Here is an 11,774-nt window from a genome sequence, read left to right on the forward strand (position 1 = left end):
GTCCCAACTGGTCTTCAAATCAGGCGCCCCCCAAAAGGTACGCCGGTCCCGCCGCCTGCCCTGCCCGATCGATGTCAGCCGATCAACCCGGCAAGCCTTTGCCACACCCCAAAAGACGCCAGGTCGTTGACGGTGACGAAGATCATGAAAGCCAGCAGCACCGCCAGCCCCGTCCTGAAAGCCCACTCCTGGATCGCGGGATTCAGCGGCCGCCGAACCACTCCCTCGACCGTGTAGAACAACAAATGGCCACCATCCAGCAATGGAATTGGCAACAAGTTGATGAATCCCAGATTAATCGAAATCATCGTCATGAAGAGGATGAAATCGAACCATCCGAGCGTCGCCTGCTGCCCGGAAATCTGGGCGATCTTCAACGGTCCGCCCAGTTCCTTCACCGAACGCCGCCCGGTGATCACCTGGCCCAGCGTATCCACCATCATGCGGACGATATTGCCCGTCTGCTCGATGGCGGCGCCCGGCAGGCGCCAGAAGGGCACCTCAACCCACACCGGCTGGCCGGGGCTGATGCCGAGCAGGCCACGCCGGAATTCGTTGCCGAAGCGATCGCGCTCTACTTCCACGCCGATCGTGGCGTTGAGCGAAAGCGGCCGCCCGTCGCGCACCACCTCCAGCCCCAGCCGCTCGCCGGGCCGGATCGCGACGATCGCGGGAATATCCTCGAATCGCTCGATCCGCTGGCCGCTGACCGTGGTGATCCTGTCGCCGGGGCGCAGCCCCGCTGCTTCCGCCGCCGATCCCGCCTGCACCGTCGCCACCAGGGCGGGCGTGCGCGCCTGCCCGTTCACCGCAAACACCGCCATGAACACCAGGATGGCGAACAGGAAATTGGTGAGCGGCCCGGCCGCGACGATGATGAAGCGCTGCCACAAGGGCTTGGCCTGGAAGGTCCGCGCCCGTTCCTCGGCCGGCATCGCCAGCCATTTGGCGGTGGGATTGTGGGCGCTGGCCGGGTTCATGTCGCCGGCGAAGCGCACATAACCGCCCAAGGGCAGCGCCGCCACGCGCCAGCGCGTGCCGCGCCGGTCGGTCCAGCCGAAAAGCTCGCGCCCGAATCCGATCGAGAAAGCCTCCGCCTTCACGCCGAAAATCCGGCCGGCGAAATAATGGCCAAGCTCGTGAATGAAGATCAGCGGCCCTATGACGAGAAGAAAAGCTATAATCGTCAGCGGGATGCCGGGGGTCTCTATCACGCGGCCTTCTCCTCCATCATTGCCGTCGCGAGCCTGCGCGCCTCAGCATCGATCGCGAATACCTCATCGAGGCTGGTAGGCGACGATGGATCATAACTGTCCAGAACTTTCGCCACGATTGCGGCAATATCGAGGAAAGCGATGCGCCGCCCGAGAAATGCGGCCACCGCTTGCTCGTTCGCGGCGTTCAGAATGGCCGGCCGGGCGCCGCCCGCCTCCACGGCGGCGCGGGCGAGCGCCAGTGCGGGGAAACGCACCGGGTCCGGCGCCTCGAAGCTCAGCGATCCGATGCGGGCCAGGTCCAGCCGCTCGGCAGGCGCCGCCATCCGCTGCGGCCAGGCGAGCGCGTGGGCGATCGGCGTGCGCATGTCGGGCGTGCCGAGCTGCGCCAGCGTCGATCCATCGACATATTCCACCATCGAATGGATCACCGATTGCGGGTGGACCAATATGTCGATCCGCTCATGCCCGACGGGGAACAGGTGGTGGGCCTCGATCAGTTCCAGCCCCTTGTTCATCATCGTCGCCGAATCGATCGAAATCTTGGCGCCCATCGACCAATTGGGGTGTTTCACCGCGCGTTCGGGCGTCACCCCTGCCATCTCGGCCGGGCTCCAGGTGCGGAATGGCCCGCCGCTCGCGGTCAGGATGATGCGACGCACCTTGTCCAGCCGGTCGCGATCCAGGCACTGGAAGATGGCGTTATGCTCGGAATCGACCGGCAGCAGCGTCGCGCCATGGGTGCGCGCCGCCAGCGTCATCAGGTCGCCGGCGGAAACCAGCGATTCCTTGTTGGCCAGCGCCACGGTCGCGCCACGCTTCAGCGCCGCCATCACCGGCTTGAGGCCGGCGCAGCCGACGATCGCGGCCATCGTCCAGTCGGCATCGCGCGCGGCCGCCTCGATCAGCGCGCCTTCGCCCGCCCCGGTCTCGATCCCGGTGCCGGCCAGCGCCTCCGCCAGCGCCGCGCCCAGCGCCGCATCGCCGATGGCCGCGAAGCGCGCCCGCGTCCGCCGCGCGGCGTCGGCCAGGCCCTTCACGTCGCTATGCGCCGTCAGCGCCACGACCTCGAAGGCGTCGCGGTTGCGATCGATCAGGTCCAGCGTGGAGGTGCCGACCGATCCGGTCGCGCCCAATATGCTGACGGTGCGCATCACAGCCATCCCCGGATCACCAGCCCCGCCACGATCACCGCCACCGGCACCAGCCCGTCCAGCCGGTCCATCACGCCGCCATGGCCCGGCAGCAGCCGTCCGCTATCCTTGGCGCCCACCCGGCGCTTCAGCCAGCTTTCGAACAGGTCGCCAATCTGCGCGGCCACCGCCAGCGTCGTAGCGAAATAGACGGCGATCCACGAAAGCCCGAAGAATATCGCCATGACCAGGCTCAGAAGCTCGGCTGCGATCACGCCGCCGATCAGGCCCGCCCAGGTCTTGTTGGGGCTGATGCGCGGCGCGAGCTTCGGCCCGCCAATCCCGCGCCCCGCGAAATAGGCACCGATATCGGTCGCCCACACCAGCGCCATCGCCCACAGCGTCAGCAGCAGGCCCCGTTCCTCGCGCAGGTAGATCAGCGCCAGCGCCGGCAGCCCGGCATAGATAATGCCCGCCGCCAGACCGACGCGCCGGCTGAGCAGCGCCCCCACCGCGAACAGCAGCACCAGCACCATGGCCATGGTCACGACGCCGCCGCCCGGCCAGATCGTAGCCGGCACGATCCCCACCAGGCCGGGGCCGAACTGGCCGGCGGCGCCATTGGCGATCAGCAGGGTCTGGACGAGGAACAGGGCCAGCAGCACCAGCATCACCCGCGTCCGCCAGCGGTCGGCCCGCAGCAGCCCGGCCCATTCGCCGATCATCAGCAGGCCCGCCGCCGATGCGAGCAGGCCGAACCAGATGCCGCCAGCCCACAGCGCCCCCAATGCGACGGCGATCATCACGATCCCGGCCAGCACGCGCTGCGTCAGTTCGGTCATAGCCCTCCGAAACGTCTCTCGCGCCGGCCATAATCGGCGACGGCCGCGAACAATGCTTCCCGCCCGAAATCCGGCCACAGCGTATCGACGAACAGCAGCTCGGCATAGGCCGCCTGCCACAACAGGAAGTTGGAAAGCCGCCGCTCGCCGGACGTGCGGATCAGCAGGTCGGGCGGCGGCAGTTCCCGCGTGTCCAGCCGCGCGTCCAGCGTTTCCGCATCGATCGCCGCCGGGTCGATCCGGCCGGCCAGAGCATCCTCGGCCAGCGCGCGGGCAGCGCGGACGATCTCGTCCTGCGCGCCGTAATTGAGCGCGATCACCAGCGTCATCGCCCGGTTGCCCGCCGTCCGCTCGATCGCGTCGTCCAGCAGGCGGGCAAGCTCGGGGCCGAACCGCCGATATTCGCCGATCACGCGCAGGCGCACACCGTTGGCGGCCAGTTCCTCGATCTCGCCCAGCAGATAATGGCGCAGCAGGCCCTTGAGGTCGGAAACCTCCTCCTCCGGCCGGCGCCAATTCTCGGACGAGAAGGCGTAGAGCGTCAGCACCTCGATGCCCAGCTCGCGCGCGGCGCGGATGGTGGCGCGCACCGCTTCGGCGCCCTTGCGGTGGCCGGCGACGCGCGGCAGGTGCCGGGCCTTCGCCCAGCGGCCATTGCCGTCCATGATGATGGCGACATGGCGGGGAAGCCCGGCGCCGCCGTCGCTCGCCCGCAGGGTCGAGGCCGAGGCGGCGCTCACTTGCCGAGGATTTCCTTTTCCTTGGCCGCCGCCGCCGCGTCGATCTCGGCGATCGTGCTGTCGGTCAGCTTCTGCACCTCGGTTTCGGCGCGCTTGCGCTCGTCCTCGCTGATCTCGCCCTTCTTCTCGTCGGCCTTCAGCGCGTCATTGCCGTCGCGGCGCACGTTGCGCGCGGCGATGCGGGCCTTTTCGGCATATTGGCCGGCAAGCTTGGCCAGCTCCTTGCGCCGTTCCTCGGTCAGGTCGGGGATCGGCAGGCGCAGCGTCTGGCCGTCGACGATCGGGTTGAGGCCCAGGCCCGCCGAACGGATCGCCTTGTCCACCGGCGTCACGTTGGACTTGTCCCACACCTGCACGGAAATGAGGCGCGGTTCCGGCACGCTGACGGTCGCCACCTGGTTGAGCGGCATCTGCGCGCCATAGACCTCCACGGTCACCGGATCGAGCAGCGAGGTGCTGGCGCGGCCGGTGCGCAGGCCCTGCAAATCCCCCTTCAGCGATTCCACCGCGCCGTGCATCCGGCGTTCCAGGTCGGCCTTGTTATAGGCGGGCATCGATCACACTCCCTCGTTCTGGACGATCGTCGCCACGCCATCGCCCGCCAGCACCCGGGCCAGATTGCCCCGCTCGCGGATGTTGAAGACGACGATCGGAATATTATTGTCGCGGCAGAGCGCCACGGCGCTCGCATCCATCACCTTCAGGTCGTCCGAAAGGACCTTGCTGAAGGTGACGCTGTCATAACGCTTCGCGCCCGGCACCTTCTTCGGATCGGCATCATAGACGCCGTCCACCGAGGTTCCCTTGAACAGCGCGTCGCAATTCATCTCGGCGGCGCGGAGGGCGGCCGCGCTATCGGTGGTGAAATAGGGGTTTCCGGTGCCGGCTGCGAAGATCACGATCCGGCCCTTCTCCATGTGGCGTTCGGCGCGGCGGCGGATGAAGGGCTCGCACACCGTGTTCATCGGGATGGCCGATTGCACGCGGGTGTCGACGCCGATCTGCTCCAGCGCGTTCTGCACGGCGAGCGCGTTCATCACCGTCGCCAGCATGCCCATATAGTCGGCGCTGGTCCGTTCGAAGCCCTTGGCGGCGGCGGCCAGACCACGGAAGATATTGCCCCCGCCCACGACCAGGCAGAGCTCATGGTCCTTGGCGACGTCGGCGATCTCCTGGGCGACGCGGGCCACCGTCTCGGGATCGATGCCGAACTGCCCCTGCCCCATCAGCACTTCGCCGGAAAGCTTCAGGAGTATGCGGTTGAAGCGCGGCCGGGTCATCGCCGTGGGATTCTCTCATGCATCAGGAAGGGAAACGGCGCGCACCCTAGAGCCTGATCGTTCGAGATGGAAGCGCTATGCGCTCCCATCGAAGATACGTGAATCAGGCTCCGATCCCTTATGCGGGATCGCAATTCACCGGCGAGGCGAATGGCCCGGGCCGATCGAGGTTCCGTGCGGGCGCACACCGGTGCCAGGGGCGCAATTTGCTTCCCCTCCCCGGATCAGGGAGGGGATTGGGGGGCGAGCGTCCGCCGCAGGCCCGAATGCCGCGACCGAGGCACCCGCCCCCGATCCCTTCCGCAAGCGGAAGGGAGGCAGAAGGATCAGACGCCGGCGGCGGCGGCGACTTCGGCGGCGAAGTCGCTTTCCTTCTTCTCGATGCCTTCGCCGAGCTGGAAGCGCACATAGCCCTTCAGCACGATCGGCGAACCGGCTTCCTTGCCGGCGGCGGCGACGACGTCGGCCACCGGGGTCTTGCCGTCGATCACGAACGCCTGGCTCACCAGCGCGTTCTCCTTGCGATACTTGGCGATCGCGCCTTCCACCATCTTCTCGACGATGTTGGCGGGCTTGCCCGATTCGGCGGCCTTTTCGGTCGCGATCGCGCGCTCGCGCTCGATCGTCTCGGCGTCCAGGCCATCGGCGGTCAGCGCCAGCGGGGCGGCGGCGGCGATGTGCATGGCCAGCTGCTTGCCCAGCGCTTCCAGCTTGTCGGCCGGCGCGGCGCTCTCAAGCGCGACGAGCACGCCGATCTTGCCGAGGCCGGGGGCCGCGGCATTGTGGACGTAGGAGACGATCGCGCCCTGATCGACCGTGAGGGTCGCCGCGCGGCGCAGTGCCTGCTGCTCGCCGATGGTGGCGATGTTGCTGGTCAGCTTCTCGGCAACGGTGCCCTCGCCCGGATAGGTCGCGGCGGCCAGCGCCTCGATCGAATCGCCGGTGTCGAGCGCCAGCTCGGTCACGGTCTTCACGAACGACTGGAACTGATCGTTCTTGGCGACGAAGTCGGTTTCCGAATTCACCTCGACCACGGCACCCTTGGTGCCCTTCACGGTCACGCCCACGAGGCCCTCGGCCGCCTGGCGGCCGGCCTTCTTGGCGGCGGCGGCGAGGCCCTTGGTGCGCAGCCAGTCGACGGCGGCTTCCATGTCGCCATTGGTCTCGGCGAGCGCCTTCTTGCAGTCCATCATGCCGGCGCCGGTGCGGTCGCGCAGTTCCTTGACGGTCTTGGCAGTGACTTCCGCCATGTCCTTGTCCTTTCGTTATGAACGGGTCGGGGCGAGCCGATAGGCCCGCCCCGTGATCTTGTTATGACGCACGCGCTCCAGGGAGGGCGCGTGGAGCGCGATCAGGCGCTCAGCGCTTCCTCGGCGACCGGCTCGGCGGCGGCGCCCAGGTCCTCGCCACGGGCGGCGCGGCCACCCTGCTCGCCACGGGTCGCGGCGGCGGCGACGGCGTCGCAATAGAGGCGGATGGCGCGGGCGGCGTCGTCATTGGCCGGGATCGGGAAGGCGATGCCGTCCGGCGACACGTTCGAATCGAGGATCGCGACGACGGGGATGCCCAGCGTGTTGGCTTCCTTGATCGCCAGCTCTTCCTTGTTGGCGTCGATCACGAACATCACGTCCGGGATGCCGCCCATGTCGCGGATGCCGCCCAGCGAAAGCTCCAGCTTGTCGCGCTCGCGGGTCAGCTGCAGCACTTCCTTCTTGGTCAGGCCGTGCGTGTCGCCCGAAAGCTGCTCTTCCAGCGTCTTGTAACGCTTGATCGAGCCCGAGATGGTCTTCCAGTTGGTGAGCATGCCGCCCAGCCAGCGGTGGTTGACATAATGCTGGCCCGAACGGCGGGCGGCCTCGGCGATCGGCTCCTGCGCCTGGCGCTTGGTGCCGACGAACAGCACCTTGCCGCCATGGGCGACGGTCTGGCTCACGAAGTCGAGCGCGCGCGCGAAGAGCGGCACGGTCTGCGACAGATCGATGATATGGACGCCGTTGCGCTCGCCGAAGATGTAGGGCTTCATCTTCGGGTTCCAGCGGTGGGTCTGGTGGCCGAAGTGGGCGCCGGCGTCGAGAAGCGCCTGCATCGAGACGGTGGGAACCGCCATGGGATAGTCTCCTTCCGGTTGAACCTCTCCGGGGCAGTGACCGGACGGGCGGAACGCCCATCAGCGGCACCGGTTTATGAACCCCGGATGTGGAATGGCGGCGCACCTAGCCATTCGGGCGCCGGAAATCAACCCTTGACGATAGGAACAAAACAGGAACATAAAGGCCGCAACACGGGATTCGCGGAAATGCCCCATTGGGCAGGGCGAAGCGGGAGGCGGTTATGGCACAGCTTGCGACGATCCTTTTCTTCCTCGCCATGGGCGGCACGGCGCTCGGCATCATCGCGGGGATGGTGATGGAATATGCCGATCGGATCGCGATGGCGCTCGGCGCCCGCCCGGCCGCATCGCCGGCCCTGCCGCCGCTGCCGGCGGCGCGCGTCAGGCTTCAGCCGCGGGCCGTTCCTGCGCGGATCGCGCAGCCGCCGCTGCGCGCTGCCGCCTGACGCGGGCATAGCTGCGCATCCCGAAGGGGATGGACAGCACATAGGCGATGCTGGCGATGGCCAGCGTTTCCCACGTCGCCACGATCAGCGCCGCGCCCAGCAACGCCACGGCCAGCAGCAGCCACAGCCGGATGCCGCTGCGCAGGCGGAGGGACGACCAGGAATAGGTGGCGACGTTGGAGATCAGCAGGAATCCGACGAACGCCGCCCACGGCGCCACGACATAGGTTTCGCGGAAGATGTCCAGGCCGGTGCACAGCCAGAGGTAGAGCGGCAGCATCAGGAGCCCAGCGCCCGCGGGCGCTGGCACGCCGGTCAGGAAGCCGGCCGACTTATGCGGCTGCTCGCTCGCGTCGATCTGGGCGTTGAAGCGGGCAAGCCGCAGCGCGCAGCATACCGCATGGCCCAGCGCGAACAGCCAGCCGTAGCGCGGCAGCGCCTGCAGCGACCAGAGGAACATGATGATCGCCGGCGACACGCCGAAGGCGATCACGTCGGAAAGCGAATCGAGCTCCGCACCGAACCGGCTCTCGCCCTTCAGCAGCCGGGCGATCCGCCCGTCGAGCCCGTCGAGCACGCCCGCCAGGATGATGAGCGCGGCCGCCATCTGCCATTCGAGCCACCAGCGTTCCGATCCCGGCACGCGCCCGATCGCTCCGATGGCGAAGCGCACGCCGGTCAGCCCCGAACACAGCGCCAGCGCCGTCACCGCGTTGGGCGCGAGCGCGCGCAGCGGAATGCCCTTCAACGGGCGCTGGATGCGGGCATTGTCGGGGCGCGGCGCCATCAGAGCGCGGTTCCGTATACCCGTTCCGCCTCGCCGATCCTCGCGATCACGGTCTCGCCGGCAATGGCCCGCTGGCCCAGCGCGATGCGCGGCTGGGTGCCGGCCGGCAGATACACGTCCACCCGGCTGCCGAAGCGGATCAGGCCGATGCGCTGCCCGCCGGCGACGATGTCGCCCGGCTTCACGAACGGCACGATGCGCCGCGCCACCAGCCCGGCGATCTGGGTGAAGCCGATGCGGGTGCCGTCATTGCCTTCGACCAGGATGTGCTGGCGCTCATTCTCCTCGCTCGCCTTGTCGAGGTCCGCATTCAGGAACTTGCCGGAGATGTAGACGACCCGACGGATCGTGCCGGCGATCGGCGTGCGGTTGATGTGCACGTCGAACACGCTCATGAAGATCGAAACCCGCGTCATCGGCTCGTCGCCCAGCCCGTCGGGGCCTGCCAGCTCGCGCGGCGGCGGCACGGTGGCGATCATCGTCACCAGCCCGTCGGCCGGCGACACGATCAGCCCCTCCCCCCTCGGGAAGGTGCGGATCGGATCGCGGAAGAAGGCGAGGATCCAGATCGTCACGCCCGCCATCGGCCAGGCAAGCGTTTCCCAGGCCATCAACGCGAAGATGAGCGTGATGGCCGCGCCGATCAGGGCGAACTTGCGGCCTTCGGGATGAACCGAGGGCCAGCGCCAGCGGACGGTGGTGGTGCCGACGTCCGGCTTTTCCAATGATGTCATGTCCGCGTTCTTACGATCGGCCATGGCGGCTGACAACGGCGCAGTGGGCAACAATGTTGCAATCGCCCTCCCCGCGCCCCCTTCGGCCCATGCGATGCGGCAGCGCAACATTTCGTTACGCGCGGGAAACAGGCGGATCACAGGCGCCCTTTAGGCTGTCCTCCATCCCGGGGGACGCGCGCACGGCGGCCCGCCAGCCGCAAGAGGCCGCGCCCGCGGGATGCAGGAGGAACATTCCAACCATAAAAGGGGAATGTTCCATGTCTTATCGTCTGGTCGCCGCGGTTGCGGCAGCCCTGTTCGCGACGCCGGCGCTGGCGCAGGAAGAGGCGTCCGGCCCCTTCACCATCTCCGGCAGCGCCGGCCTCGTTTCCGATTACCGGTTCCGCGGCGTCTCGCAGTCGGACAAGGAGATGGCCGTGCAGGGCGGCATCGGCGTCTCGCACGAAAGCGGCCTCTATGCCGGCACCTGGGCGTCGAGCCTCTCGGGCTGGGGCACCTTCGGCGGCGGCAATATCGAGCTTGATCTCTATGCCGGCTACAAGCTGCCGGTCGGCGGCGCGACGATCGATGTCGGCCTCACCTGGTATATGTATCCGGGCGGCGCGGACGATACCGACTTCGCCGAGCCTTATGTGAAGGTCAGCGGCACGGTGGGGCCGGTCTCGCTGCTCGGCGGCGTCGCCTATGCGCCCAAGCAGCAGGCGCTCGGCAACTATTCCAACACGCCGCAGAGCCGGGGGCAGAAGCAGGACAATCTCTATCTCTGGGGCGATGCCAGCGCCGGCATTCCCTCCACCCCCCTCAGCGTGAAGGCCCATATCGGCTATTCGGACGGCAATCCCGGCCTCGGCCCCAACGGCACCAGCATCGCGCCCACAGGCAAATATTGGGATTGGCTGGTGGGCGCCGATGCGGTCGTCGGGCCGGTCACGCTCGGCATCGCCTATGTCGATACCGATATCAGCAAGGCGGATTCGGCCTATATCCAGCCCAATTTCTCGTCGACCAAGAACGGTTCGTCGATCGCCAGCGGGCGGGTGGTCTTCTCCGTCACGGCCGCCTTCTGATGCGGTGACGGCCAGACCTTCCCGGCCGTCCCACGCCCCCGGGGCTCCGCGCTCCGGGGGCGTCGCTTTTTCCCGCGCGCCATTCCTTTTGCCCGCCGCGCCTTCCGCCGCCCGCAAGGTTGATCCTCGCCCCGGCATTGCCTAGACGGGCGCGAAACCCACTCCCTGGAGAAAGCGGACCCCCATGGCCAAGATCACCGTGAAGACCCCCGTCGTCGAGCTCGACGGCGATGAAATGACCCGGATCATCTGGCAATGGATCCGCGAGCGGCTGATCCTGCCCTATCTCGATCTCAAGCTCGAATATTACGACCTCTCCGTGCAGAAGCGCGACGAGACGGCGGACCAGATCACCATCGATTCCGCCCGCGCGATCCAGAAGTACGGCGTCGGCGTGAAGTGCGCCACGATCACCCCGGATGAGGCCCGCGTCGAGGAATTCGGCCTCAAGAAGATGTGGAAGTCGCCGAACGGCACGATCCGCAACATCCTGGGCGGCGTCGTGTTCCGCGAACCGATCGTCATCAAGAACGTTCCCCGGCTGGTTCCGGGCTGGACGGACCCGATCGTCGTCGGCCGTCACGCCTTCGGCGACCAGTATCGCGCCACCGATTTCAGGGTGCCCGGCCCCGGCAAGCTCCGCCTCGTCTGGGAAGGCGACAATGGCGACGTGATCGACGAGGAAGTGTTCCAGTTCCCGTCGTCCGGCGTCGCCATGGGCATGTATAATCTCGACGATTCGATCCGCGATTTCGCCCGCGCCAGCATGAACTATGCGCTGGGCCGCGGCTGGCCGCTCTACCTCTCCACCAAGAACACGATCCTCAAGGCCTATGACGGCCGCTTCAAGGATCTGTTCCAGGAGGTGTTCGACGCCGAATTCGCCGCCCAGTTCAAGGAAAAGGGCATCGTCTACGAACATCGCCTGATCGACGACATGGTCGCCTCGGCGCTCAAGTGGAGCGGCAAGTTCGTCTGGGCCTGCAAGAATTACGACGGCGACGTGCAGTCGGATACCGTCGCGCAGGGCTTCGGCTCGCTGGGTCTCATGACCTCGGTGCTGATGTCGCCGGACGGCAAGACGATCGAGGCGGAAGCCGCCCACGGCACCGTCACCCGCCACTATCGCATGCACCAGCAGGGCAAGGCGACGTCGACCAACCCGATCGCCTCGATCTTCGCCTGGACGCAGGGCCTCTCCTTCCGCGGCAAGTTCGACGGCACGCCGGACGTCACCCGCTTCGCCGAGACGCTGGAGCGCGTCTGCATCGAGACGGTCGAAAAGGGCCAGATGACCAAGGACCTCGCCATCCTGATCGGCCCGGATCAGCCCTGGATGACGACCGAGCAGTTCTTCGAGGCGATCCGCGTCAACCTCGAAGCCGAAATGGCCAACTGGAAGTAACCTTCCCGCCATC

At 67.3% G+C, this 11,774-nt stretch carries 13 protein-coding genes; 3 read left to right on the forward strand and 10 right to left on the reverse strand.

Annotated elements, in window-relative coordinates; all coding sequences use genetic code 11:
* Positions 1–74: 74 nt before the first annotated feature.
* The 8 genes from rseP to rpsB form a co-directional block, all read right to left on the reverse strand.
* Positions 75–1,214, reverse strand: a complete 1,140-nt coding sequence (gene rseP / locus G432_RS04280; protein ID WP_015457593.1) for an RIP metalloprotease RseP — start codon at positions 1,212–1,214, stop codon at positions 75–77.
* Complete coding sequence (locus G432_RS04285; RefSeq protein ID WP_041864782.1) at positions 1,211–2,377, reverse strand: 1-deoxy-D-xylulose-5-phosphate reductoisomerase; 1,167 nt, start codon at positions 2,375–2,377, stop codon at positions 1,211–1,213. Before G432_RS04285 ends, rseP begins: the two co-directional genes overlap by 4 nt.
* The gene (locus tag G432_RS04290; RefSeq protein ID WP_015457595.1) at positions 2,368–3,189 is read right to left on the reverse strand and encodes a phosphatidate cytidylyltransferase; all 822 of its coding nucleotides are present in this window, start codon (positions 3,187–3,189) and stop codon (positions 2,368–2,370) included. Before G432_RS04290 ends, G432_RS04285 begins: the two co-directional genes overlap by 10 nt.
* Complete coding sequence (locus tag G432_RS04295; protein WP_015457596.1) at positions 3,186–3,929, reverse strand: isoprenyl transferase; 744 nt, start codon at positions 3,927–3,929, stop codon at positions 3,186–3,188. The genes G432_RS04290 and G432_RS04295 overlap by 4 nt, the downstream gene beginning before the upstream one ends.
* A complete protein-coding gene (gene frr / locus G432_RS04300; protein WP_015457597.1) occupies positions 3,926–4,483 on the reverse strand; it encodes a ribosome recycling factor in 558 nt (185 codons plus the stop codon). The genes G432_RS04295 and frr overlap by 4 nt, the downstream gene beginning before the upstream one ends.
* A gap of 3 nt (positions 4,484–4,486) precedes the next feature.
* On the reverse strand, positions 4,487–5,209 hold the full coding sequence (gene pyrH, locus G432_RS04305; protein WP_015457598.1) for a UMP kinase: 723 nt from the start codon (positions 5,207–5,209) through the stop codon (positions 4,487–4,489).
* Between the two features lie 326 nt (positions 5,210–5,535).
* Entirely contained in the window at positions 5,536–6,459 is a 924-nt protein-coding gene (tsf, locus tag G432_RS04310; RefSeq protein WP_015457599.1) for a translation elongation factor Ts, read from the reverse strand.
* 101 nt (positions 6,460–6,560) lie between these two features.
* Positions 6,561–7,316: a 30S ribosomal protein S2 gene (rpsB, locus tag G432_RS04315; protein WP_015457600.1), complete on the reverse strand. Its 756-nt coding sequence runs from the start codon at positions 7,314–7,316 to the stop codon at positions 6,561–6,563.
* Between the two features lie 224 nt (positions 7,317–7,540).
* On the opposite strand from rpsB, the gene G432_RS04320 reads away from it, so the two are divergent.
* Positions 7,541–7,765, forward strand: coding sequence for a hypothetical protein (locus G432_RS04320; RefSeq protein WP_015457601.1), 225 nt, complete (start codon positions 7,541–7,543; stop codon positions 7,763–7,765).
* Here G432_RS04320 and G432_RS04325 read toward each other — a convergent pair.
* Positions 7,701–8,552 (reverse strand): CDP-alcohol phosphatidyltransferase family protein, encoded by an 852-nt coding sequence (locus G432_RS04325; RefSeq protein WP_015457602.1) that lies wholly within the window; start codon positions 8,550–8,552, stop codon positions 7,701–7,703. The two genes, G432_RS04320 and G432_RS04325, sit on opposite strands and share 65 nt — an antisense overlap.
* Positions 8,552–9,286, reverse strand: coding sequence for a phosphatidylserine decarboxylase (locus G432_RS04330; protein ID WP_015457603.1), 735 nt, complete (start codon positions 9,284–9,286; stop codon positions 8,552–8,554). The genes G432_RS04325 and G432_RS04330 overlap by 1 nt, the downstream gene beginning before the upstream one ends.
* Positions 9,287–9,546: 260 nt before the next feature.
* Here G432_RS04330 and G432_RS04335 point away from each other — a divergent pair, with 260 nt between their 5' ends.
* Both G432_RS04335 and G432_RS04340 read left to right on the forward strand, forming a co-directional pair.
* The gene (locus G432_RS04335) at positions 9,547–10,356 is read left to right on the forward strand and encodes a TorF family putative porin (protein WP_015457604.1); all 810 of its coding nucleotides are present in this window, start codon (positions 9,547–9,549) and stop codon (positions 10,354–10,356) included.
* Positions 10,357–10,540: 184 nt separating this feature from the next.
* The gene (locus G432_RS04340) at positions 10,541–11,761 is read left to right on the forward strand and encodes an NADP-dependent isocitrate dehydrogenase (protein ID WP_015457605.1); all 1,221 of its coding nucleotides are present in this window, start codon (positions 10,541–10,543) and stop codon (positions 11,759–11,761) included.
* Positions 11,762–11,774 lie beyond the last annotated feature (13 nt).

Origin of the sequence: Sphingomonas sp. MM-1 (genome assembly GCF_000347675.2) — a bacterium.
GTDB lineage: Bacteria > Pseudomonadota > Alphaproteobacteria > Sphingomonadales > Sphingomonadaceae > Sphingomonas_E > Sphingomonas_E fennica.